The organism is Paenibacillus sp. lzh-N1, assembly GCF_002872435.1.
In the GTDB taxonomy this organism is placed as follows: Bacteria; Bacillota; Bacilli; order Paenibacillales; family Paenibacillaceae; genus Paenibacillus; species Paenibacillus polymyxa_C.
In genome coordinates this window covers 853,344-877,222 of the sequence record NZ_CP025696.1, presented here as the reverse complement: position 1 = coordinate 877,222, position 23,879 = coordinate 853,344, and the positions used below count along the sequence as shown (strand labels likewise).

Sequence of the window (23,879 nt, the reverse complement as noted above, 5' to 3'; positions counted from 1 at the left end):
TCGTTTAGCTCTAATAAGGAGGATTTTCATGCGAAGTAGATTAAATATTTTAAATTTATTTTCCATTCTTCTTTCTATTGTGCCCTTCAGTATCTACTTGTTTATCTATCCGACAATGCCGAGAAATGTAGCAATCCACTACAATTTCAATGATGTGGCTGATCGTTTTGTTGACAAATCTTCCCCTGAAGTATGGTTGTTGTGTGCACTTAGCTTCATAGCTTTTGTGATTATGCTTTTTCTCCAGCCTTTTCTCAGACGTCAGTTCAAGAGCGAAGAAAGTTCTACAATCATGGAAAGCCTGCCTGGTCTCTTCACGCTTCTTATAACCCTTGTGTTCTCAATCCTTGGCATACGTTTTCTTTTAGAGGCTTGAAGAATGTAAAAAATCCCCTCTCAATTGCAGTTTACACCGCATTTGGGAGGGGATTTTCATGATTCACTCGATTATTACGCTTGAATCATTTGACGCAATACGGTTTGCAAAATACCACCGTTGTGGTAGTAGTCGATGTCGACGGTGCTGTCCAGACGGGCAGTGACCGGGAATTCGAACTTGGTGCCATCCTCGCGTTTGGCTACAACCGTAAGTTCTTGACCTGGTTTCACGTCATTGTCAATGCCGAGAATATCGAAGGTTTCGCGACCATTGAGACCCAAGCTGGACCAGCCATAGCCTTCCTGGAATTGCAGCGGCAGTACACCCATGCCGACCAGGTTGCTGCGGTGAATCCGCTCGAAGCTTTCAGCAATGACGGCTTTAACACCTAACAACAGCGTACCTTTGGCCGCCCAGTCACGGGAGCTACCTGTACCGTATTCCTTACCAGCGATGACGATCAGGTTCTGATCGGCTGCCTGATATTTCATGGACGCATCATAGATGGACATTTCCTCATCTGTTGGCAAGTACTTGGTTACACCGCCCTCGGTGCCTGGAGCTACATTATTGCGGATACGGATGTTGGCAAATGTACCGCGCATCATGACTTCATGGTTACCGCGACGGGAGCCGTAGGAGTTGAAGTCCTTACGCTCTACACCATGCTCCTTCAAGTACAGTCCTGCCGGGCTGGAAGGGGCGATGTTTCCTGCTGGCGAGATGTGGTCAGTCGTGACCGAATCATTCAGCAGGGCAAGTACACGGGCATTACGGATTTCCTTGATATCCTGCACACCATCTTGAAGTCCTTCAAAGAACGGCGGATTTTGAATATAAGTTGAGTTTTCATCCCATTCATACAATTCGCCTTCAGGAACCGGAATGGAATTCCATTTCTCGTTGGCTGTAAATACATTTTCGTATTTGCGGCGGAACATATCCGGGCTGAGAGACAGGCTGATCGCTTCTTTGATTTCTTCGGAAGAAGGCCAGATATCTTTCAGGTAGACAGGCTGATTGTCCTGATCATAACCAAGCGGGTCATTCGTCAAATCAATGTTCACCGTACCTGCCAGCGCGTAAGCGACAACCAGTGGCGGCGAACCAAGATAGTTGGCTTTGACCTGCGCATGCACACGTCCTTCAAAGTTCCGGTTACCGGAAATGACTGCGCCGACGGTCAGATCATGGTCTGTAATGGCCTGGCTCACTTCGTCAGGAAGTGGACCGGAGTTACCGATACAGGTCGCGCAGCCGTAGCCTGCCACATGGAAGCCGAGGGCTTCGAGTGGTTCGATCAGCCCGGCTTTTTGCAGGTATTCCGTTACAACAAGGGAACCTGGTGTCAAGCTTGTTTTAACATAGCCTGGCTTTTTGAGCCCGCGTTGTACTGCCTTTTTGGCGAGCAAGCCCGCGCCTAGCATAACGCTTGGGTTGGAGGTGTTCGTGCAGCTTGTAATCGCTGCAATCACGACTGAGCCAGTACCCAGTTCACTGGTGGAGCCGTCCGGATGGGTCAGTGGAACCTTCTGTGCAATCTTTTCATCGCTCAGTCCATAGCCGCCTTTGTCTACCGGGGTACGGATAATGCCTTCGAAGGTTTCTTTCATGCGGCTGAGCTCAACACGGTCCTGCGGACGTTTGGGTCCGGCGAGACTCGGTACAACCGAAGCCAGATCCAGCTCAATCGTATCGCTGAACACAGGGTCTGGGGTATCGGCTGTGCGGAACATGCCTTGAGCTTTGTAATATTCCTCTACGAGGCTGACTTGCTCATCGGTACGTCCGGTGCTGCGCAGGTAAGCCAGCGTTTCGGCATCAACCGGGAAAAAGCCGATCGTTGCGCCGTATTCCGGTGCCATGTTGGCCACAGTCGCACGGTCAGCCAAGCTGATGTTGGCCAGACCTGGGCCGTAAAATTCTACGAATTTCCCGACCACGCCTTTTTTACGCAGCATTTGCGTAACTGTTAGCGCCAGGTCCGTAGCGGTAGCACCTTCTGACAGACTGCCTGTCAGTTTGAAGCCGATCACATCGGGAGTGACAAAATACAACGGCTGCCCCAGCATACCGGCCTCTGCCTCAATCCCGCCGACACCCCAGCCCACAACACCCAGCCCGTTAATCATCGTCGTATGGGAGTCCGTTCCCACGAGGGAATCTGGGAAGACCACGGTTTCGTCGTCGATGGTTTTGGTCGCGGCTACGGAGGCGAGATACTCTAGATTAACCTGATGAACGATACCAGTGGACGGCGGCACCGCACGGAAGTTATTGAATGCCGTTTGCGCCCAGCGCAGAAAACGATACCGTTCTTCGTTGCGTTCAAACTCTACATTAATATTGTAGTCCAGCGCGTCACTGGTACCGAATGCATCAACCATAACCGAGTGGTCGATTACGAGATCGACGGGAACGAGCGGGTTGATTTGTTTCGGATCGCCGCCCGCTTTTTTCACCGTATCACGCATGGCCGCCAAATCGACAACCACCGGGACGCCTGTAAAATCCTGAAGCACGATACGTGCAGGAATGAACGGGATTTCCTTGTTGGTGTCACGATCCTCAGCCCAGCCTGTCAGTTGCTGCACATGTTCCTCAGTAATGGCGCGTCCGTCAAACTGGCGAACCGCAGCTTCCAGCAACACTTTAATGGAGAAAGGCAGCTTGGCAACACCGCTTTTTCCTTGTTCCTCCAGTGCCTTAAGACTGTAGTAGCGATAAGGCTTCCCGTTAACTTCCAAGCTACGGGTAATGGAGAATTGATCTTTTCCTGACATAAGTATTACCTCCTTGAAGTGGATGCTTGCGGGAAAATAGGGATGTCTTTTTTCGACGTCTTGCACATTTGGTTTTAATTGGTTGCGTTCTCAATTTCATCTTCAGTGGTTCATCGTAAGTTAAGAGGTTGAGATGAATGTAATTCGTTTCATTAGATGAAACATGATTTCAAAATGATTGCTTTTGGATTAAGTATACCGTTTTCAGACGGTTCCGTAAAGTTTTTTTGACCTAAATTATGCGTGTCAGACTGGAAAATAAAACGTTCCGTTCCCCCGCGTTTTTCGATGTTCATACCAAGCTTTAGAGATTCATACTTATAGATAGAGAGCATATCAGACCAGAGAGGAAAGAAAGGAAGTTATATATCGGCGTGGTTATCCCCGAATAAGGATAGCGAGACGAAAAATGGAGGGATAGGGATGGGGGAGCGGGAATGGAAACAGGCCCTTTTTGCTTACGTGAATCAGTACAATCGCAGTGAGGTAAATGGTGTACCACAGCCGGATGAGTACCTGGAGGTGGGCCAGCGAATGGAGCGGGCAGCACGTGCGGCCAGGTTGGAGCAGTGGTACAGCGAACGGGACGCTGTACCCCTACGCAGCGAGACACGAGCCAAGCCGATACGAATAGTGCAGGATACTCCGGATGAGGCAGTGGTCGATGTACAACTGCATGTGCGGCTCTTTTATGAGAAGGGCGGAATGACTCACCGGGAGGATCGGATTGAACGGGAGCGCCTGACGTTTACACGCGAGGGTGAAGCCTGGCAGGTGACGAGGATTGAGCGTGATCCGGCAGAAAGAAAGCCAGCGGGAGGAGAGGTTCCTTTCGAACAAGCGTCGTTTAATCAGGGAGGAAGTCTGCCGCTGCTAAATCGTGGTGTGCTGGGCTTCGGTTCATCAGCACGCCCCAGCCGATATCGCCGTGAAGAAGCAGCGGCCTATGCAGATCAATGGTGGGATAGTTTTAACCCGGAGTTTGAGGCTTTTGATGTGGATTGCACCAATTATATCTCGCAGTGCCTCTTTGCAGGTGGTGCACCGATCCACTATACTGGTAAAAGAGAATCGGGCTGGTGGTATAAAGGACGGGTCGCCGGACGTGAGCTGTGGAGCTATAGCTGGGCGGTTTCCAACAGTCTGGAACGGTATTTGGGTTCCAGTTCCTGGGGTTTGACCGCAGAGCAGGTGAGTCGACCGGAGCAGCTCATGCTGGGGGACGTCATTTTTTATGATTGGGATGGTGACGGAACTTTCCAGCACAGCACGGTGGTAACGGCCTTTGATGCTGGCGGCATGCCGCTAGTCAATGCACATACGGTAAGCTCCAGACATCGTTATTGGGACTATAAAAATTCGTATGCGTGGACGGACAATACGGTATATCGCTTTTATCACATCGCCGACTATTTTTAAATGAGATGATGGATAACAGGTACAGTGAAGCAAATCAGGCACAATGACGAAAGCAAGAAAGCGGAGGATAGGCATGGCAAATCAAAAATTGACCGTAGGGCTGGTGTACGGTGGTAAATCGGGCGAACATGAGGTATCGCTGCAAACGGCGTATGCGGTAATGAACGCTTTTAACTATGAGAAATACGAGATTATTCCTTTTTATATTACGAAGGCTGGCGATTGGCGTAGAGGGACGCTGTTAAATGCGCCTCTGACTACTGTAGAGCAATTGAAGCTGGAGCATGCTGAAGGCGGCACCAAGGCGGCATTAGATACGTTGTTCGGCAAGCTGTATGGAGAGCAGACACTGGATGTACTGTTTCCGCTGCTGCACGGCACCTTTGGCGAGGACGGAACGATTCAGGGTCTGTTCGAAATGGCGGATATGCCCTATGTCGGGGCAGGAGTGCTGGCTTCGGCAGCAGGTATGGATAAAGGCGTCATGAAGAAGCTGTTTGAGCATGCAGGATTGCCGCAAGTGAAATACTGCTATTTTAATAGTACACAGTGGGTACAAACCGGTCATGACTTGGTGCGTAACATTGAAACTGAGCTAGGTTATCCTTGCTTTGTCAAACCAGCCAATCTGGGATCAAGTGTCGGTATTTCCAAAGCGAGTAACCGAGAAGAACTGGAAAAGGCTGTAGATCTGGCTTTGCAATTTGATCTGAAGGTGATCGTGGAAGAGTACGTCGATGCCCGTGAGATTGAGGTCAGCGTACTTGGTAATGATGAGCCGATTGCCTCGGTACCGGGTGAAATTGTGTCGTCGAGTGATTACTACGACTATGCTGCCAAATATACCGATGGCCAATCGGAAATGCTCATTCCGGCACCACTGGACGAGGAAGTGGCAGATCGTATCCGTGAATCCGCATTGCAAGCTTTCCGCGCTCTGGAAGGTTGCGGGATTTCCCGTGCAGATTTCTTCGTCAGACGCTCAGATGGACATATCCTTATTAATGAAGTGAATACGATGCCTGGCTTTACACCGTTCAGCATGTATCCATTGTTGTGGAGAGAAACCGGCGTATCCTATGTAAGTCTACTGGATCGCATGATTGCTCTTGCACTGGAGCGTTATGAGCGCCGGTCGGCACTGCACTATGAGAACTCATAAACGAAAAAAATGAAGGGGAGCTGATCACTCTCCTTTTTGTTCATATATATTGATGTACTTGAGCATTTTACCAAACCCTTAATTATGAAAGGTGGCGGCTAGACATGGGCTTTCAAACTGAATTTAACTCGGTGTGCAAATTCAAGAGCGAACAAGAACTTTATGAACTGCTGGAATATGGACGTGGCAAAATGGTTAAATCCGGACTGCGCGTTTTTCCGACAGGACAGAAGGTCATCGCATATAGCGTGGACAACGTGGCAGTAGCCATCGTTCAGATTGTGGGCTGTATCGCCGAAATCAATTTCCAAGGTGACGAAGTGACCGAGGTAGAAATGACTCTCATTCGTAAGCTGAATGAAGAGGAATCAAGAATTCAGACCGCATTGGCGGATGAAATGTTTTTTGGAGCACAGCAGCAATCCTAGCTGTTTGTTTCTTACAGTTTTGTGCAATACACCGAATCAGCAGGTGCTTTTCCGGGTATGATCAGTAGAAAAGGGGTTTAGGTCACAGAATGAAAGCGGCCTTGCCATCTACTGCGAACTGCTGAAAGGAAGGACATCTATGATCGTAAGGTTCGGATATGTTGCCATGTCAGTCACCGTGCAAAATGCATCCCCTTCTAAAACTATGACCATGGCCAGCTTTAACAAGATCGGAGACCGAGAAGCGGCGATCCGCAAGCTAGAACGGATTGCAGCCGAAAATCTCCATAATACATTGAGGCTGCTGCGTCATAATCGTGCGAGTGATATTCAGGTCTATCGTTTCTCATCCAAGCTGATTCCGCTTGCGACCCATCAGGATCTGCGGGACTGGGACCCGTTTGAGGCGCTTGCCGCTGATTTTGCAGAGGTGGGGGACTATGTCAAGGCGAATAAGATGAGAGTATCGTTTCACCCCGATCATTTTACAGTGCTCAGCACTCCCCGTCCTGAAGTGTTACAGAGCTCCATTAATGATCTGAAGTACCACGTGGCGATGCTGGAGGCCATGGGACTTGGTGCTGAAGCCAAGAACAACATTCATATTGGTGGTGCCTACGGAGATAAGGTGACCTCAGGTCAGCGTTTTGTAGAGCAAGTGAATGCCCTGGATCTTTCATTAAGACAACGGTTAACATTGGAAAATGATGATAAAACGTTCAATGCGGTGGAAACACTGGAAGCTTGCAAAATAACGGGCTTGCCGATGGTTCTCGATATTCATCATCAATGGGTCAATAACGAGGGGGAAAAGCCGTGGGAGCTATGGCCGGAAATATTGGAGACCTGGAAAGGGGAATTGGCTCAAGCCGGATCTTCTACTGATCATCCATTGCCGCCCAAAATTCATGCCTCCAGTCCTAAAAGTGAAAAAGACCCTCGTGGTCATGCAGACGGTGTTCTGGTGGAGCCGTTGCTGACCTTTCTGCGTAATATTGCTGGATATACGGATCGGATTGATGTCATGCTTGAAGCCAAACTTAAGGATGAAGCATTGTTCGGATTAATGAATGAACTGCGTCTTCAGGAAGATAACGGGGTCAAAGTGTTGGATGGGGCTTCCATAGAAATTACGCCTTAAAAAGTAGTATTTTGCGGATAAAGCTTCCATATGGAGAAACTTTATGAAGCTTATTGTGTATACTAGAATGTGTAAACTAGCAAACTTGTACTGAAACAGAGATGGTTAAGAGACTGTCTGCAGGGCAGATTCGTAAACCACGTAACAATGATATAGAAAGTAGAGTGAACACGTTGAACGAACATGAAAACGAAAAGGTTCCCTATATCGTATCAGGAAAAAGCTATACGGCCGTGGCTATTAATGCGGCATCCAAAGCCGGGGAATGGATTAAGAGCAGACTGGGCACTGTTGAACAATTGAATACCAAGCAATCTTCGACCGATCTAGTAACCGAGGTAGATAAAGGTGCAGAACAGATGATTCGCAGACTCATCCTCACCCATTTTCCCGATCATGCCATTTTGGGTGAAGAAGGGGTAGAGCCGGGAGCTGAAGCTTCAGCCCGAGCATTAGAGGCTGCCCGTGAAGAGGAATATTTATGGATCATTGATCCGGTAGACGGCACTACCAATTTCGTGCACAGTCTGCCGTACTACAGTGTGTCTATTGCCTTGGCTCATCGTGGAGAGGTAATTGTCGGTGTAATTTATGATCCGTCCCGCGATGAAATGTTTGTAGCGGAAAAGGGAAAAGGCGCATACGTCCACGGAAATCGTATGCGAGCATCGAAAGAAGAAACGCTGGGAGATAGTCTGGTGTGCATCGGCTTCCCGCCGGATCGTACGTATGCACAACCGTTGAATATGAAAATTACGCAGGTTCTTACACCTCAAGTACGGGGCATTCGGGCGCTCGGCTCGGCAGCCTTGCATTTGGCTTATGTGGCGTCGGGACGTTTGTCCGCTTATTGCGAAATCGGTTTGAATGCCTGGGATGTGGCCGCGGGTGCTTTGTTGGTACAGGAATCAGGAGGCACCATTACGAACACATTAGGCCAACCTTATGACCTGAGTGTACGGCATGTTGTAGCTACGAATACAGCTATTCATTCTCAACTTATTCAAGTGCTGAAAGAAGCGGACGCAACCGGGTTATAATACTACGTAACCATCATCCTGAAGGAGGAAATCGCGATGAGCCAATCCGAAGAATTGGAACGCCAGCTCAGTGAACTGCTGACGGAAGGCGAAATTCGTGAGAATGAGGCCAAAAAACGGGAACGACTCAGCCCCAAATATGAGGTGCGGGTTCAGACTCAAATGGACCCTATTGTCGAAGAGACGCGAAAATACCGGAGTATGGCACGTGAACTTGATGACCGATATGACGAATATATGAGCAAGGCGGACAAATCGAAAGCAAACGATCAACGCTAAGCAAACCCAAATACCTCTTGCCGAATGACCAAGGCATGGGGTATTTTGTATAATATATAGAGTTTTCTCCATTTTGAGCTGGACCGTGCAGGATGAGCGAAGGAGGCGACATGTACTGATTACCTATTTTAAGAGCGCTTACAAAAATGCTGGAATCCATCATAAGATGGTACTGCTGATTACGGTGCTCATGCTGGTTAATTTTGCGGTTGTTGCAGTCATACTTAAATACGTATTTCATATTTATGATAATCAAATGTACAAAAAGACATCCGAGGTACTCAATATTTCTTCAATTGGCATTGAAAATGAACTGAAGGATGTTGAAAAGGTTACTTTTAAGGTAATAACGGATGAGCAGCTTCAGCGTTATTTGCTCCAGTTGGAAAAGGAAACGTCACCTTATGTCAAAATGGTACTGCGCAAAAAAATAACGAATAGGCTTATTGCCTTTGCCGGCTCTGAAACCTATGTCTATTCTATGATGGTAATCGACAAAGAGGGACAGGTGATGAGTGCGGGCAACCGCGAAGGTATCCCCCAAGAGCTTCGATCCACCCTGTCGGAGTTGGCAGACGAATATGACGGCTCCCATGCATGGTATGCGGCAGGCCATTCCTCCTTGCTGGCAGCACGGCAATTCAAATCTTTTACCGATTCCAATTTTACGCTGAACGGGCTTGGAACGCTTGCGATTCGTGTGCGAATTGACCGGATTGTAGCGGATCGTGTGCAGACCTCCGGCCGTGACGGACAGTTGATGATTACAGACGGAAGACGGATGATTTATCCCGAAACACCGCTTTTGAGTGAGAGCGATATTCAGGCAGAGCTTGGGCGGAAGCAGCCTTACGGGATCGCGACCTATACAGGCGGGACCTTTTTTGCTGCTCAAATCAAATCCTCTTATACGGGCTGGACGTATTTACATATGACTCCCTTTGATGATATGTTTCGCAGTATTACGATAATAAAAGAAATTGTAAGCGCTATTTTTGTCATTATGCTGCTTATTGCATTGGCGCTAGGAGCCAGGCTGTCGGGCAGCATTACCCAACCGATCGTTCAGTTGATCCAGAATATGCGTAAAATAGAAAAAGGGGATCTCGACCGTCTGGAAGAGGAAGCGCTTGGAGCGGTCCCCCTTTCCACACAGGATGAGGTAGGCTTACTACATCGGACGTATAAGAAGATGATCCGCCGTATCCGTGAGCTTATTAATGAGAATGTTGCCAAGCAGCTACTGCTGCGGGAAACAGAGCTAAAGGCGCTTCAGGCACAGATAAATCCACATTTTTTATACAATACATTAGAGTCTGTGAACTGGCTCGCCAAGGCCAATAAACAGGATCGGATTTCAGAAATGGTGGAAGCCCTTGCTTTTTTATTACGCAGCGCGGTCAGTTTTGAAGAACAGCTGATTCCGCTTCAAAAAGAGCTGGATATCGTGAGAAGCTACGTAACGATCCAAAAAACACGTTTTGATGAACGTCTCGTTTTCCATCTCGATGTCCCGGAAGAATTGATGGACGCGCAAATTCCGAAGCTAACACTTCAGCCCTTGGTGGAGAATGCAATCCATTATGCGCTGGAGCCGCGTATTGAACCGTGTCGGATCACGATTGTGGTCAGAGAAAGCGAAGGGGCGCTGTTCCTGCGGGTTGAAGATGACGGACCTGGAATGACCCCGGATTTCTTGGAAAAGCTGCGGAGCGGACAGATCACCACCCGTGGGCGGGGGATTGGACTTGCGAATATTCAAGAACGGATTAGCCTGACATTTGGTACACCTTGGGGGATAGAGCTGCATAGCGAGTCAGGAGCAGGAACGTCAATTCATGTCTGTATTCCATATGTGAAAGGGGATCAGGGTCGTGTACAAGGTGCTATTGGTTGATGATGAGCGTATGATTTTGGAAGGCATATCACAGGTGGTCGATTGGGGCAAGGCAGGAACAAGGCTGGTAGGTACGGCGCGTAATGGGATTGAGGCATACGATCAGATCCAGGCGAGTCCGCCTGATTTTGTGATCAGCGATATTTCTATGCCAGGACTGGACGGTATCGGACTCGTTGCCAAAACGACGGAGCATTTTCCAGACGTTCGGTTTATTCTGTTGTCAGGTTACAAAGATTTTGACTATGCCTGTCGGGCTATGCAATACGGGGTGAAGCACTACTTGTTGAAGCCCTGCAACGAGCGGCAAATTCATGACGCTCTGACAGAGTTGGGACAGGAGCGAGAGGAACAGGAAGAACGCAAGCAGTTTGTGAACCGGATGAAGCTTGATTTTCAGCGTATGCTGCCGCATGTTAAGGAGCATTTTTTGAAGGAGTTTATTTCCTATAAAACTTACGGCAGCCGTGATATCGCTTTTTATGAGCGTTTGTTCGGTCTGGAGTTGCAAGATAAGCAGGTTCGAATGCTGCTGCTGCGGGTGGAGGAGTCCCACGAGCCGGAGCATTTGTTTGCTTTGCAAAATATAGCAGGGGATTTAATGGATCATGTCTTGCTCAGTACGACTATGCAAGGGCAGCTGCTAATTGTGCTGGAGAGTGAGGATGACACATCTCGATTTATGAAACAGATTGAAGCGGTACGTACGACATTTCACCGCTTTTATAAGCTGGAGGTGACCGTCGCAGTTAGCGAGTCGGATAGCATGCAGCATTCGCGGGGGATGTACCGGGAGACTTTGCATTGTATGAATCACCGCTTTTACACCGGAGAGGGGAGTCTCATTACGAAGGAGGATTTGGCGGCTGAGGACACCCGGGAGATGGCAGATTTGGAGCTGGACGAGGAGAAGTTCGGTCTGCTGATCAAGGCTGGAAATAGGGAGGAGGTTGCGCAGGAAGTGGATCGGCTGTTCGGAATCTTGTCCCGTATGAAGCTGGAAATCTCCGTAACCCGTTCCTATGTGCTACAGCTCTATGCTGCCATGATCCGTATATGTCCTGAAGAAGAGCGTGCGGCGTTCACGAGCCGAATGGTCGTGCTGGCAGAGCAAAAAACACTGGCATGTCTCAAATCTTTTGTACAGGAAGCTGCCGAACGAATGACCGCAATTTATTATAAAAGCAATGTATACCGCCAATCTTCCACGGTGGATAAAATGATCACAATTATTGAGCAAAACTATAGAAAATCCGATCTTTCACTGAACGGAGTGGCGGGGCAAATGCTCTATATGAATTCCGACTACTTAGGGAAAATTTTCAAAAAAGTGACGGGTGAAAACTTTTCGCACTACGTCAATCGTTACCGGATCGAACGTGCGGCTGAGCATATTCGGGAGACGGGAGACGTAAAGGTGTTTGAGCTGGCAGAATGGTTCGGCTTCGGCGGGAATGCGCAATATTTTAGCCAGGTGTTCAAAAAATGGGCAGGTATGACACCGTCCGAGTACATTAAATCATACGAACGGGGATGAGCTGCTGAGTCCCTCTGTTTTTTGAACCTTTGAAATCGGATTTGTGTATTCCAATGTTTCTCTGCATTTGGGAAAATAACAACAGGAGCAAATGTAAACGCTATCAAACTTGCGTAAGTACATTGTTACTTGTAATAAGGCTCCTTTCTAGAACAGCGAAAAGGGGAGAGATAGGTGGGCAAAAAGGGATGGTTTCTGATCATAGCGATGCTGCTCGTTTTGACGACGGCATGTAGTGGAGCAGACGGTGGAGGCAATTCGGGCACAAGTGCAGACGGGAAAGTAAAGTTGCGGATCGCTTGGTGGGGATCGGATACGCGCCACGAATATACGCAGAAGGTTATCGATTTGTATAAGCAAAAAAATCCGAATGTGACGATTGATGTGGAATATGCCTCTTTTGATGACTACTGGAAGAAGCTCGCCCCGCAGGCGGCAGCAAACCAACTGCCGGATATCGTACAGATGGACATTTCGTATATTAGCCAATATGCGAAGAACGGCCAACTGGAGGATATGGCGCCTTACTTGAATCAGAAAATCCAAGTCGCTGATGTGAACGAAAATGTACTCAAAACCGGGATCATTGCCGGAAAGCAATATGGTATTCCAACAGGTGTCAATGTGCTGGGCTTCCAATATGATCCGGCATTGCTCAAAAAAGCGGGCATAGACAAAATTCCTGACGACTGGACATGGGATCAATACAAAGAGCTGGCTTTGAAGGCAGCCTCTAATAAAGTTTACTTTGACAGCTCAATGGCTGCGGATATTTTCTTCCACTACTATTTGCGGACACATGGAAAGTCTCTCTACAATACGGAAGGAACAGGATTGGGGTATGACGACGATAAGCTGTTTGTTGATTTCTTCGGCGGTTTAGCTGAGCTAATTAAAAAGGGGGCGACACCAACTCCTGAAGTCATGAACCAAACCAAGGGAATTCTTGAGGAATCGGATATCGTTAAAGGAACAGGCATCGGCATTTGGCAGTGGTCCAATCAATATGTGGGCTTACAACAGGTCGTTAATCGGCCAATGGCGCTTGCTCCGATGTTTGGACCGAATATGGAAAAAGGCGTGTATATGCAGCCTACAATGTACTGGGCAGTGGCTTCCCGTTCACAGGTGAAGGATGAGGCCGCAAAATTTATTGATTTCTGGATGAATGATGTAGAAGCGAATAAATTGATTAAAGGCGAACGCGGCGTACCGATTTCTGCCAAAATCAAGGAAGCTGTAGCGCCGGAATTGAGCGAGGCAACGAAGCAGGTGTTTGAATTTGTGGCTTCCATGGAGCCTAAGGCTTCTCCAATGAGCCCGCCGCCGCCTGTTGGATCGCCGGAAGTGATTGCTACTCTGACCGATTATATTGAGCAAGTCAATTTCGGACAGATGACGCCTGAAGACGCAGCGGTCAAATTCCGGGCTGATGCGAATACCATCCTTGCGAATAACAAGCAGTAATAATGCAGGGTTGAAGGAACGTTTCGTTAGGTTAACCGTGCGTAGGGCCAAGCATGATTGCGTACGGTTGATCCGACGAACCCATCGTAGAGGCAACCTTTGTAGATATCGCAACAAAATTCATATAACAACGATTGATATATATTTAAATTTGCTAATTTTTAAAATGCAACAGAAGGGAGGCTTGATGAGCTTGCGAAATCATCAGAGCTTGAAAGCCAATATGACCGGATATGCGTTTATCAGCCCGTTTATTGTGGGCTTTCTGGCATTTACATTAATTCCAATGTTTATTTCGCTGTATCTATCCTTTACCAGCTACAATCTGTTCACCCCGCCCAAATGGATTGGTCTGGGTAACTTCGAAAAAATGTTCACAGGCGATCCTAAATACTGGAATTCGATCCGAGTCACGTTTACGTATGTATTGGTCGGTGTACCATTGCGGCTGATTTTCGCGTTGTTTGTGGCGATGATTTTGAATACCAAGTCACGCATGGTGGGCACCTATCGGACGATGTACTATCTGCCTTCTATTATCGGGGGGAGCGTTGCAGTATCCATCATGTGGCGCAATATTTTCAGTAATGAGGGCATTGTTAACAGCTTGCTTTCGGCCTTGGGGGCAACCCCGGTGAAATGGTTTGGTGATCCGAATGCTTCGCTAATGATGCTAATCACCTTGTCTGTATGGCAATTTGGTTCATCCATGCTTATTTTTCTGGCAGGACTGAAAAACATTCCGCATGAAATGTACGAGGCATCCAGTGTAGATGGTGCTACGCCAGTACGGAAATTTTTCAGTATTACGCTGCCGCTGCTAAGTCCGATCATTTTATTTAACTTGATTATGCAGACGATCAGCGCGTTTATGACCTTCGTTCCGGCCTATGTTATCTCCAAGGGTGAGGGTGGTCCAATGGATGGAACGATGCTGCATTCACTGTATCTGTTCCGGCAGGCGTTTATGTTCAGCAATATGGGATATGCGGCGGCTATGGCTTGGGTCATGCTCATTATGATAGCGATACTGACAGCGATTTTATTTATGACATCCAAATTCTGGGTGTTCTATGAAACGGAAAAGGGGCGCTGATACCAATGGCATGGAAAACGTTCAAATGGCCAATTTATCACATTCTGGTTGCTGCACTGGCGCTCCTAATGCTGTATCCCGTGTTTTGGATGCTGTTCAGCTCATTTAAAGAAAGTCGGACGATATTCGTCACAGCCTCCTCGCTTTTCCCTACAGAATGGATTTGGCAAAACTATGTAACAGGCTGGAAAGGCACAACTGGTTATAACTTCGGCACATATATTCTAAATTCGCTCACGATCGTAGTGATTTCCACGATTGGCGCTGTGCTTTCCTCCTCGTTGATCGCATTTGGCTTCGCACGCTTAAAATTCAAAGGGCGTAACTTGTGGTTTGCTCTGATGATGGTGACGCTGATGCTGCCAGGGGATGTAGTGCTGGTACCGCAATATATCATTTTCACCAAGCTTGGATGGATCAATACAATCTTACCGTTGGTAGTACCATCCTTTTTCGGGATGCCGTTCTTCATCTTTCTGATGGTGCAGTTTATACGCACGATTCCAGCAGAGTTGGATGAAGCGGCGACGATTGATGGATGCGGCAAGTTCCGATTGTATTTTCGAATTATTTTACCCTTGCTCAAATCCTCGCTGGCAACGGCGGCCATCTTCTCTTTCTACTGGAAGTGGGAGGATCTGTTAGGTCCGGTATTGTATCTGAACTCTCCAGAGAAATATACCGTATCGATTGCACTCAAAATGTTCCTCGATAGCGAGTCAGCCTCCAACTGGGGAGGAATGTTCGCGATGTCCATCTTAAGCCTACTACCTGTTATCGCTGTATTCTTCGCTTTCCAAAAACAAATTGTAGAAGGAATGAGCACGAGTGGCCTGAAGGGTTAAGACCGAGGAGTGAGTAAAATGTGGAAGTTTGACTTTGGTCCGGGAGAGCCTGCGGATGGCTACAAGGCAGTGTCCCCGGATTGCATATATACAGCTGAACAGGGCTATGGCTTCGAGACTACAGAGCATGTGTACGGGCGACAAAGGCAGAATCCAGCCAAGGATGCACGCACACGGCTGCGAAACAGCTTTTGTATTCCACTGAACGCTTCGTTTATTGCAGATGTGCCAGACGGGCTGTATCTCGTCACTATACTGGTCGGCGATCCACTGGCGGAAACGCTCACGCGATTCCAGGCTGGCGAGGGCAAGCATATGCTGCCCCCGGTACACACGCTGCCGGGCCAGTTCACGGAAGCGATGTTTACGGTGCCTGTCCGAGGCGGCAGACTGCGCCTCACCGTATCTGGCACTGCGCCACGGCTCAATGCGCTGGAAATTGCACCCGCACTGCAGAGTCTTCGGCTATTCCTAGCCGGAGACTCTACGGTTACGGATCAAGGGCTGTCCGGCTATCCGTATACAGGCTGGGGTCAGGCCTTGCCGGCCCTGTTCAAGCATGATGTCTGCGTGGATAATCACGCTGTATCGGGACGAAGCTCCAAAAGCTTCGTGGACGAGGGACGTCTGGATGCTATTTTGGGAGAAATGAAGACAGGAGACTTCCTGTTCATCCAGTTCGGTCATAATGATCAGAAGCCTGATCCGAAGCGGGCCACGGAGCCTTTTACGACCTACAAGGAGCATCTGCGCCTATATATCGACGGAGCGAGAAGCAAGGGCGGCACCCCGGTGCTGATTACGCCTGTACATCGTCGCTATTTTAACGAGGATGGTACGCTGTCCGATACACATGGCGACTATATAATGGCGGTTCGCGAGTTGGCGGAAGAAGCGAACGTGCCGCTCATTGATTTGTCTGCCCGCACGCAGGAGTTATATGAAGAGCTGGGCCCTGAAGAAAGCAAGGAGCTTTTTATGTGGCTGCTGCCTGGGGAATACATGAACTTTTCCGGCGGCCTGGAGGATAATACGCATTTTCATGAGAATGGTGCGATCCGGATTGCAAATATGGTGACGGCGGCTGTGAAGGAACTGGATTTGCAACCGCTGCGCATGTACTTACGTTGACGGATGACCTTTTTTGGAACAGGTGGCAAGGAGGGCAACTAACGTGAAGCTTACCAAAGGAGGAGACGTAGCAGTGCCCGCATTGAGTTTTGATGAGGAACAGATTAAACAGGTGATTGGCCGGGTAGTGGAACGCACGTTTCAAATGCACTATAGCTGGGATTGGCCGGGTGGAGTAGCCTTTTATGGAGTATGCGAGGCCTATGAAGCAACAGGCAATGAAAAGTATTTGACCAAGCTGAAAGAATGGGTTGACGAGAATATCGAGGATGGACTTCCGCCTCTGTCGGTAAACGGCGTTTCTATTGGACATTGTTTGTTGGCACTACATCAGGCTACAGGTGAGCAAAAATACCTGGATATCGCCATCGAGATGGCAGAATTTTTGACGAAAAAAGCTGAGCGGTTTGCCGATGGCATTTTCCAGCACACCGTGAATTCACTACATGATGTATTTCCGCAGCAAGCATGGGTGGATACGATGTTTATGGCCGGTTATTATCTGCTGCGGATCGGGCATTTGCTGGGCAACAAGACATATTGGGAGGATGGGATTCGGCAATATCACGGGCATGAAGAATTTTTGCAGGACCCGGATACGAATTTGTATTATCACGGCTGGGATCATGCGAACCAAAGCCGCATGTCGGGAATATACTGGGCGCGCGGCAATTCATGGGCAGCCCTCACGATGGCCAAGGCGCTGAAATGTGTGGAGGTCCAGCATCCATCTTATATGATCATTGACGGCTCGCTGCGTGACCAACTCAATGCACTAGTGCGGCTGCAATCCTCAGAAGGACTATGGCATACAGTGCTGAATGATGATACCTCTTATCTGGAAACCTCCGGCTCGGCAGGGATTGCGACTGCTTTGCTTATGCAGGGCCGATTGTTTAACAAATACACGCAAAAGGCGATCGACGGCATCCTTTCCCGCATTAAAGAGGACGGCACAGTGACTGGCGTATCCGCTGGAACTGCTGTAATGAACGATATAGATGGCTATCGCAACGTACCCTACAAACGCATTCAGGGATGGGGCCAAGGATTGACGCTTGCTTTTCTGGCTCAACTGCTGCGTACCAAAGAGAATCCGTACGGGTAAAAAAGGCTTTAGAAGTGTGAAGGTATTCATAGGTGAAAGGAGGCTAATGGCATGGGAGAACCTGAACAGTCTCAGGAAAAGGCGGCTAACCAGCCGCGAGGAAGTTTATTCTGGGTCATCCCCGACGGATATATTCCACCGGAAAGCCGGGGAGAGCTGCTCAGTCATGAGAGCATATGTGTGCTGAACTGTGGAAACCGTGCGGCAAAGCTGAGTATAGACATTTATTTTGAAGACCGCGAGCCGTTGGAGGGCTTGATCGAGGTGGTGGAAGGAAGACGAACCCGCCATATCCGAACAGCCTCGCTGGAAAAGTCCGGCGAACGAATTCCGTCAGGTATTCCTTACGCAATTACGGTCACTAGCGACGTGCCTATCATTGTACAATATAGCAGACTGGACACGACACAGCCGGAGCTGGCGTTAATGAGTGTTATGGCGTACCCGGTCTAGTGCGCAAAAAACTATGAAGTTAAAAACTCCAGGCTGGAATGACCCAGCTTGGAGTTTTCTTTTTTTGAAGGCAAATTAGCACCTGTCTGCTTTTAGCCCATTATTGTGATTTAGCCGAAGTTGTTTTGATCGGCGTGAAGCTTTTTCGTCCTCCGAAATTGGTGCCGACCACACCGATAATGATCACCACAGCACCAATAATGTGATAGTAGGCAAGCTGCTCCTTCAAAATATAAGCACCTGCCATCATGGAAATAAGGGTGGATAAATTACCGATCACACTCATTTTGGAGGCTTCGATCCACTTCAAGGCAAAGCTGGACAACAGCGAGGTGACGAGGGTAGATAGTATGCCCAGATAAGCCAGTGCCATCCAATAATCAGGCTTTACCAGCGGCGCAGTATAAGTGCTCATAGAACCGTCTATGGCATGATACCCCAAGGCCGCCAAGTTAAAAACAATACATCCCAAAATGGAGGTAACGTAGGTCAGTTCCATCGGACTGTACTTTTGTGTTAATGGACGAGCCAGTACGTTATAGCCAGATAGGCATATAGCAGAGAGCACGAGCAGAAAAATACCGCCAAAGCTATTGGAAGCTAACGGTGCTCCGCTCTTCATCACAAATATAAAAACGACACCAAAGACAGATAGCAGTAAGGATATCTTTTGAAGCACTGTTGTGCGCTCTTTAAGAAAATAGGAGGCTAGTAGAAGCGTAAAGATCGGAACGGTAGCTTGAATAATTCCGCCCTCCGATGAAGAAGTACTCATTAGCCCGAACGCTTGCAAGGGGAAAAACAGTAAAGGTGAAAGCAGCGCCAATGGTAAAATGCGCAGCATATCACGCAACTTGATATTGATTTTGATCCAACCAAGCAGTACTGGAATGGTCAAAGCGATAAATGACAACGCAAAACGGTGGGCGATCACATCCAGCGGGCTTGCCTCCGTCACCGTCAATTTTACAAATAAAAATGAAAAGCCAAGTATAGCTGCATAGCTGAGAGCTGCCAGATAGGCGACCCCATTTCTGGAACGACTGTGCATAATAAACCTCCGTAATCATGATCTCAACTTGTGGTTCTCTCAATATAACCGGATAGCATAACCAGATACAATTCATAAAATCTGCAACTGTACGGGTACAGTTATGAAATGAAAAAGAGCCGGAACGCAGTCCCAGAGGTCGGATACCCGTCCCTAAGATTACTTCCAGCTCTCATCCTATTCATATTTTATCCCTTACTGCTCTGCTTATTTACCTTGTGACATCGCACGGAACGAATCGTCCGCCGCTTCCAGCGTGGCATCCACATCTTCGTCCGTATGCGCTGTTGTGAGGAACCAGGCTTCGAACTTGGACGGAGCCAGATGAATACCGCGATCCAGCATGTGGCGGAAGAAGGATGCGAACGCTTCGCTATCCGTATCCTGCGCCTGCGCGTAATTCGTGATCGGATGATCACAGAAATGCGTCGAGAACGCTCCCCGAATGCGGTTGATCGTCAATGGCACGCCATAACGATCAGCGGAAGACTGAATACCGTCCGTCAGTCTCACAGCCAGACGTTCCATCTCTTCATACACGCCTTCCCCTTGAAGAACTTCAAGGCAGGCGATGCCTGACGAGATCGAAGCCGGGTTGCCCGCCATTGTACCTGCCTGATAGGCTGGGCCGAGTGGGGCAACCTGCTCCATGATCTGCTTGCTGCCGCCGTATGCACCAATTGGCAGACCGCCGCCCATGATTTTGCCCAGTGCGGTCAAATCCGGCTGAATCGCATCATGGTTGTCCAAACCTGCATACGTTTGGGTTGAGCCGTAGTGGAAACGGAAGGCGGTAATGACCTCGTCATAAATGACGAGGGAGCCATTCGCCCGCGCCATCGAGCACAGCCCTTCCAGATAACCCGGCTGCGGCATCACCATGCCGAAATTACCGACAATCGGCTCTACCATGACTGCCGCTACATCGTCGCTCCAGCGCTCCAAAGCTTGACGCAACGCGTCAAGGTCATTGAATGGCACAGTAATGACCTCGCTCGCAATGTTGGTTGTAATGCCTGCGCTGTCAGGTATGCCCAGTGTGGAAGGGCCGGAGCCTGCGGCTACAAGTACCAGATCCGAGTGACCGTGGTAGCAACCGGCAAATTTGATGATCTTGTTCCGCCCAGTATAGGCCCGTGCCACACGAATCGTCGTCATGACCGCTTCTGTGCCGGAATTCACAAACCGAACTTTATCCATAGAAGGAATGGCCTCTTTTAGCATCTTGGCCAGTTTGATTTCCAATGCCGTCGAGGTTCCATACAATACGCCATTCGCAGCCGCTTCGCTGATGGCCTTGGTAATATGGGGGTGAGCATGTCCGGTAATAATAGGGCCGTAGGCCGCCAAATAGTCGATATACTTATTGCCATCCTCGTCCCAGAAATGAGCACCTTGGGCGCGTTTCATAAATACTGGAGCGCCGCCGCCTACAGCTTTAAAGGAGCGTGAAGGGCTGTTAACGCCCCCGACAATATGCTCCAGGGCTTCTTTATATAGTGCTTCGGAGTTATCCCGTTTCATCATCAAAACTTCCTTTCCGTTCATTAAAATAGGGTATACACACGCCAAAGGGCAGCGTTCACGGCTGCCCCTGCATACATCATTATAGCTCTTTTTGTCCTGTCTTTGTTGTTGATTGTGTGGAAGCATCCTCATTACTGGTTTTACTGCCCCCTGTAAAGGAGGCTTTATCCGTCTTGGAAGACGATGCACTATCTGGCTGTTTCGTTTCGTTCTGATCCTTATTTTGTTCCTGTGTTTGTGTGGGAGGATTATTAAATATATCCTGCACATATGATTTCAGTTCTTCGGGATCGCGGACGGTAAGAACTGCCGCGCCGCCCACATTTTCTTCTCCAAGCAGCTTCATCGGTGGAACCTGTTCGCTGCCTGCAAAGCTGCTTTGGTACCCTACATTCGCCAGCTTCCACATATCGTTAACACTGAGATTTGTATCAATGTACGGGTTAACCTGCTCTAAAATGCTTGGCAGATTAGCAATGGAAGTTGTGGTCTGCATTTTCTGGGCTACGGCCTCCAAAAATGCCCGTTGCCGTCCGGAACGGGAGAAGTCGGACATGGCATCATGGCGGAACCGCACATATTGAAGCGCCGTGTTGCCGTCCAGATGCTGCATACCCTTTTTCAAATCAATATCGTATTCATGCTTATCCGCATTACTTGTATAATGCATATCCTTTTCCACTTCAAAATCAATGCCGCCTACAGCGTCCACCAGTTTGATAAAGCCTTGGAAATCCGTATACACATAATATTGCACTGGGATGCCCAATAGATCGCCAGCCGTCTTCATGGCCGTATTGGGGCCATGAGTAATGGCAGTATTGATTCGATTTTTTCCGTAGCCGGGAATATCCACGTACGTATCACGCAAAATAGAGAACAAGTGGATTTTTTTCTTCACGGGGTCCAGTGATACGACCATCATGCTATCCGATCGGGGGACTTCCCCTTTCTGGATGCCACGGCCATCGACACCCATCAGCAAAATGTTGACCATATCGGTACCTTCCCACTTGGGCGGTTCTGGTGTACGAACCTGATCGACCTGCTTTACATTTTTGAAGGGGGAGTTAGCACCCTCTTTATGCAGATTATCCAGCTGATTATAAATGGATGTAAAATAGTACACGGCAAAGCCGACAATCGCGACGATTACCACGGCTAGAACCGACCATATCGTCCTTTTGGTTCTGCTTGTCATGGATGCTCTCCCTTTCGCTTTTCAGTTCATTACATTATAATTTCTTTTTGGAGCACAATCAATTTAACTATGGATTTTACAAATCCTGATTGAGAGGTATAGTATGCTAGCAATTGATGTGCAGGATCTGCGCAAAACATTTAAGGTTCAAAAAAACCGCGAGGGCTTAAAAGGTGCCTTCCTTGATTTATTCGCCCGCGAATACAACGAGGTAGCTGCGGTCAAAGATATATCCTTCCGTATTCCGCAAGGGGAAATATGCGGTTATATTGGTGAGAACGGGGCCGGAAAGTCCACCACGATTAAGATGTTGACAGGTATTCTAGTGCCGACATCGGGACATCTCAAGGTGGGAGGATATGTCCCTTATGAGGATCGCGAGAAATTTGTAGGTAACATTGGCGTTGTTTTCGGTCAGCGCAGCCAGCTTTGGTGGGACATCGGTGTGATCGAGTCTTTTCAACTGCTGCGCAAAGTATATCAGGTTCCGGCCACAGACTTCAAACGTAGGCTGGATGAGCTGGTAGAGAGGCTGCAATTGCAGGATCTGCTAAGTCGCCCGGTACGCAAGCTTAGCCTTGGACAACGGATGCGTTGTGAGTTGGTAGCTGCTTTGCTGCACAATCCGTCCATTGTTTTTCTGGACGAGCCGACCATTGGACTTGATATTATGGTGAAGTCCGAAATTCGCGAGTTTTTGAAGGACATGAACCGTGAACACGGGACCACTATTTTGCTGACAACCCATGATTTGCAGGATATTGAAGCGCTGTGCTCGCGCGTCATTATGTTGGATGATGGGAATATCATTTATGATGGTGGACTGGATGATCTCAAGGATCGTTGGGGGACAGGAAGGGAAGTACGGTTTCAATTTGGTACGACGACACAGCTGGAGCAATTGCAGGCATGGACAGCCGATATGCCGCTGACGTGGACCATGGATAACGATTTGGCTGCCAAGGTGTGGATTCCTCTTCATATTAATGTATCGGATGTACTAGCTAACGTAGTTGGTCGCACGGACATTACGGATATCAAAATCATTGAAACCAACACGGATGATATCGTCCGCAGTATCTATCAGTCTGGCTCGGCAGAACGCCAGGGCAATCCGATAGTGGAGGCCAAAGTTCATGCTTAGCGTATATACCGATTTTATTCGTATTCGATTCCTCACCATGCTTGCTTATCGTGTGAACTATTATTCAGGCATACTTATTTATTCCATGAATATTGGCGTGTATTATTTCACATACAAAGCGATATATGGTGATGCGGGTAGTATTGGAGGCTTTACTGCTGCTCAGATGACAACCTATGTAGCCGTATCGTGGATGGCGAGAGCCTTTTATTTTAACAATCTAGATCGCGAAATATCGACGGATATTCGGGATGGAAGCATTGCTATTCAGATGATCCGACCTTATAACTATGTACTTGTTAAGTTTATGCAGGGGCTCGGCGAGGGGATGTTTCGCTTCCTCTTGTTTATGATTCCGGGCATGGCGATTGCGATGCTGTTGTTTCCCGTAAAGCTTCCTAGTGACCCGGTAGCCTGGATTGGTTTTCTGGTCATGCTGTTTTTCAGCTTTCTGATCAATACTCAGATTAATATCATTACAGGATTGACGGCCTTTTTTATTGAAAATAACGAGGGCATGATGCGCATGAAGCGCGTAGTCGTAGACCTGTTCTCGGGGTTGATCTTGCCAATCAGTTTGTTTCCGGGCTGGCTGGCGACAGTTTCCCAATGGATGCCGTTTCAGGCAATTACTTATTTGCCGGGCTCTGTATTTACGGGACGTGTAAAAGGCGTTGGCATATGGAATGTGCTGGGTATCCAAATCATTTGGCTAGTCGTTCTGCTTGTGCCGATGATCATCATTTGGCGGCTGGCGCGCAGACGTCTGTTCGTGCAGGGAGGGTAAGCCG

The 23,879-nt window shown here is 48.4% G+C and carries 21 protein-coding genes; 17 read left to right on the top strand and 4 right to left on the bottom strand.

Annotation, left to right across the window (positions count from 1 at the left end):
* Positions 1–28 precede the first annotated feature (28 nt).
* Complete coding sequence (locus C0638_RS03940) at positions 29–376, top strand: DUF1648 domain-containing protein (protein WP_058710700.1); 348 nt, start codon at positions 29–31, stop codon at positions 374–376.
* A gap of 74 nt (positions 377–450) precedes the next feature.
* On the opposite strand, the gene acnA is transcribed toward C0638_RS03940, so the two are convergent.
* Complete coding sequence (gene acnA / locus C0638_RS03935; RefSeq protein WP_058710701.1) at positions 451–3,162, bottom strand: aconitate hydratase AcnA; 2,712 nt, start codon at positions 3,160–3,162, stop codon at positions 451–453.
* 423 nt (positions 3,163–3,585) lie between these two features.
* Here acnA and C0638_RS03930 point away from each other — a divergent pair, with 423 nt between their 5' ends.
* The 14 genes from C0638_RS03930 (at position 3,586) to C0638_RS03865 (ending at position 18,165) form a co-directional block, all read left to right on the top strand.
* Positions 3,586–4,581 carry an amidase domain-containing protein gene (locus C0638_RS03930; protein ID WP_013369425.1) on the top strand — a complete coding sequence of 332 codons (996 nt, stop codon included), beginning with the start codon at positions 3,586–3,588 and terminating at the stop codon, positions 4,579–4,581.
* Between the two features lie 73 nt (positions 4,582–4,654).
* A complete protein-coding gene (locus tag C0638_RS03925) occupies positions 4,655–5,743 on the top strand; it encodes a D-alanine--D-alanine ligase (protein ID WP_058710702.1) in 1,089 nt (362 codons plus the stop codon).
* Positions 5,744–5,847: 104 nt separating this feature from the next.
* Positions 5,848–6,171 carry a hypothetical protein gene (locus C0638_RS03920; protein ID WP_016819326.1) on the top strand — a complete coding sequence of 108 codons (324 nt, stop codon included), beginning with the start codon at positions 5,848–5,850 and terminating at the stop codon, positions 6,169–6,171.
* 139 nt (positions 6,172–6,310) lie between these two features.
* Positions 6,311–7,312 carry a UV DNA damage repair endonuclease UvsE gene (uvsE, locus tag C0638_RS03915; protein ID WP_058710703.1) on the top strand — a complete coding sequence of 334 codons (1,002 nt, stop codon included), beginning with the start codon at positions 6,311–6,313 and terminating at the stop codon, positions 7,310–7,312.
* Between the two features lie 173 nt (positions 7,313–7,485).
* Entirely contained in the window at positions 7,486–8,352 is an 867-nt protein-coding gene (locus C0638_RS03910) for an inositol monophosphatase family protein (protein ID WP_058710704.1), read from the top strand.
* Positions 8,353–8,388: 36 nt separating this feature from the next.
* Positions 8,389–8,631 (top strand): hypothetical protein, encoded by a 243-nt coding sequence (locus tag C0638_RS03905; RefSeq protein WP_013369430.1) that lies wholly within the window; start codon positions 8,389–8,391, stop codon positions 8,629–8,631.
* A gap of 166 nt (positions 8,632–8,797) precedes the next feature.
* On the top strand, positions 8,798–10,528 hold the full coding sequence (locus tag C0638_RS03900; protein WP_233902318.1) for a sensor histidine kinase: 1,731 nt from the start codon (positions 8,798–8,800) through the stop codon (positions 10,526–10,528).
* Positions 10,506–12,065 (top strand): response regulator transcription factor, encoded by a 1,560-nt coding sequence (locus tag C0638_RS03895; protein ID WP_013369432.1) that lies wholly within the window; start codon positions 10,506–10,508, stop codon positions 12,063–12,065. Before C0638_RS03900 ends, C0638_RS03895 begins: the two co-directional genes overlap by 23 nt.
* A gap of 174 nt (positions 12,066–12,239) precedes the next feature.
* The gene (locus C0638_RS03890) at positions 12,240–13,532 is read left to right on the top strand and encodes an ABC transporter substrate-binding protein (protein ID WP_013369433.1); all 1,293 of its coding nucleotides are present in this window, start codon (positions 12,240–12,242) and stop codon (positions 13,530–13,532) included.
* Positions 13,533–13,719: 187 nt separating this feature from the next.
* Positions 13,720–14,628 (top strand): carbohydrate ABC transporter permease, encoded by a 909-nt coding sequence (locus C0638_RS03885; RefSeq protein WP_013369434.1) that lies wholly within the window; start codon positions 13,720–13,722, stop codon positions 14,626–14,628.
* Between the two features lie 5 nt (positions 14,629–14,633).
* A complete protein-coding gene (locus C0638_RS03880; RefSeq protein ID WP_013369435.1) occupies positions 14,634–15,473 on the top strand; it encodes a carbohydrate ABC transporter permease in 840 nt (279 codons plus the stop codon).
* An 18-nt stretch (positions 15,474–15,491) separates the two neighbouring features.
* On the top strand, positions 15,492–16,604 hold the full coding sequence (locus tag C0638_RS03875; RefSeq protein ID WP_058710705.1) for a rhamnogalacturonan acetylesterase: 1,113 nt from the start codon (positions 15,492–15,494) through the stop codon (positions 16,602–16,604).
* 73 nt (positions 16,605–16,677) lie between these two features.
* Positions 16,678–17,712, top strand: a complete 1,035-nt coding sequence (locus tag C0638_RS03870; RefSeq protein WP_058710711.1) for a glycoside hydrolase family 88/105 protein — start codon at positions 16,678–16,680, stop codon at positions 17,710–17,712.
* 51 nt (positions 17,713–17,763) lie between these two features.
* Positions 17,764–18,165 (top strand): sensory rhodopsin transducer, encoded by a 402-nt coding sequence (locus C0638_RS03865; RefSeq protein WP_025677488.1) that lies wholly within the window; start codon positions 17,764–17,766, stop codon positions 18,163–18,165.
* A 100-nt stretch (positions 18,166–18,265) separates the two neighbouring features.
* On the opposite strand, the gene C0638_RS03860 is transcribed toward C0638_RS03865, so the two are convergent.
* The 3 genes from C0638_RS03860 to C0638_RS03850 form a co-directional block, all read right to left on the bottom strand.
* Positions 18,266–19,216, bottom strand: a complete 951-nt coding sequence (locus C0638_RS03860; protein WP_058710706.1) for a DMT family transporter — start codon at positions 19,214–19,216, stop codon at positions 18,266–18,268.
* A gap of 207 nt (positions 19,217–19,423) precedes the next feature.
* A complete protein-coding gene (locus C0638_RS03855) occupies positions 19,424–20,740 on the bottom strand; it encodes a glutamate-1-semialdehyde 2,1-aminomutase (protein ID WP_017428424.1) in 1,317 nt (438 codons plus the stop codon).
* An 82-nt stretch (positions 20,741–20,822) separates the two neighbouring features.
* The gene (locus tag C0638_RS03850) at positions 20,823–21,944 is read right to left on the bottom strand and encodes an LCP family protein (RefSeq protein WP_013369441.1); all 1,122 of its coding nucleotides are present in this window, start codon (positions 21,942–21,944) and stop codon (positions 20,823–20,825) included.
* Positions 21,945–22,047: 103 nt separating this feature from the next.
* On the opposite strand from C0638_RS03850, the gene C0638_RS03845 reads away from it, so the two are divergent.
* Together C0638_RS03845 and C0638_RS03840 are read left to right on the top strand one after the other, a co-directional pair.
* A complete protein-coding gene (locus tag C0638_RS03845) occupies positions 22,048–23,088 on the top strand; it encodes an ABC transporter ATP-binding protein (RefSeq protein WP_013369442.1) in 1,041 nt (346 codons plus the stop codon).
* The gene (locus C0638_RS03840; RefSeq protein WP_013369443.1) at positions 23,081–23,875 is read left to right on the top strand and encodes an ABC transporter permease; all 795 of its coding nucleotides are present in this window, start codon (positions 23,081–23,083) and stop codon (positions 23,873–23,875) included. Before C0638_RS03845 ends, C0638_RS03840 begins: the two co-directional genes overlap by 8 nt.
* Positions 23,876–23,879 lie beyond the last annotated feature (4 nt).

Coding starts and splice junctions, on each gene's coding strand:
- C0638_RS03845 (WP_013369442.1), top strand. CDS start 22,048: ATGCTAGCAATTGATGTGCAGGATCTGCGCAAAACATTTAAGGTTCAA.
- uvsE (WP_058710703.1), top strand. CDS start 6,311: ATGATCGTAAGGTTCGGATATGTTGCCATGTCAGTCACCGTGCAAAAT.
- C0638_RS03865 (WP_025677488.1), top strand. CDS start 17,764: ATGGGAGAACCTGAACAGTCTCAGGAAAAGGCGGCTAACCAGCCGCGA.
- C0638_RS03885 (WP_013369434.1), top strand. CDS start 13,720: ATGAGCTTGCGAAATCATCAGAGCTTGAAAGCCAATATGACCGGATAT.
- C0638_RS03840 (WP_013369443.1), top strand. CDS start 23,081: ATGCTTAGCGTATATACCGATTTTATTCGTATTCGATTCCTCACCATG.
- C0638_RS03905 (WP_013369430.1), top strand. CDS start 8,389: ATGAGCCAATCCGAAGAATTGGAACGCCAGCTCAGTGAACTGCTGACG.
- C0638_RS03920 (WP_016819326.1), top strand. CDS start 5,848: ATGGGCTTTCAAACTGAATTTAACTCGGTGTGCAAATTCAAGAGCGAA.
- C0638_RS03930 (WP_013369425.1), top strand. CDS start 3,586: ATGGGGGAGCGGGAATGGAAACAGGCCCTTTTTGCTTACGTGAATCAG.
- acnA (WP_058710701.1), bottom strand. CDS start 3,162: ATGTCAGGAAAAGATCAATTCTCCATTACCCGTAGCTTGGAAGTTAAC.
- C0638_RS03875 (WP_058710705.1), top strand. CDS start 15,492: ATGTGGAAGTTTGACTTTGGTCCGGGAGAGCCTGCGGATGGCTACAAG.
- C0638_RS03880 (WP_013369435.1), top strand. CDS start 14,634: ATGGCATGGAAAACGTTCAAATGGCCAATTTATCACATTCTGGTTGCT.
- C0638_RS03940 (WP_058710700.1), top strand. CDS start 29: ATGCGAAGTAGATTAAATATTTTAAATTTATTTTCCATTCTTCTTTCT.
- C0638_RS03900 (WP_233902318.1), top strand. CDS start 8,798: ATGGTACTGCTGATTACGGTGCTCATGCTGGTTAATTTTGCGGTTGTT.
- C0638_RS03855 (WP_017428424.1), bottom strand. CDS start 20,740: ATGAAACGGGATAACTCCGAAGCACTATATAAAGAAGCCCTGGAGCAT.
- C0638_RS03860 (WP_058710706.1), bottom strand. CDS start 19,216: ATGCACAGTCGTTCCAGAAATGGGGTCGCCTATCTGGCAGCTCTCAGC.
- C0638_RS03925 (WP_058710702.1), top strand. CDS start 4,655: ATGGCAAATCAAAAATTGACCGTAGGGCTGGTGTACGGTGGTAAATCG.
- C0638_RS03850 (WP_013369441.1), bottom strand. CDS start 21,944: ATGACAAGCAGAACCAAAAGGACGATATGGTCGGTTCTAGCCGTGGTA.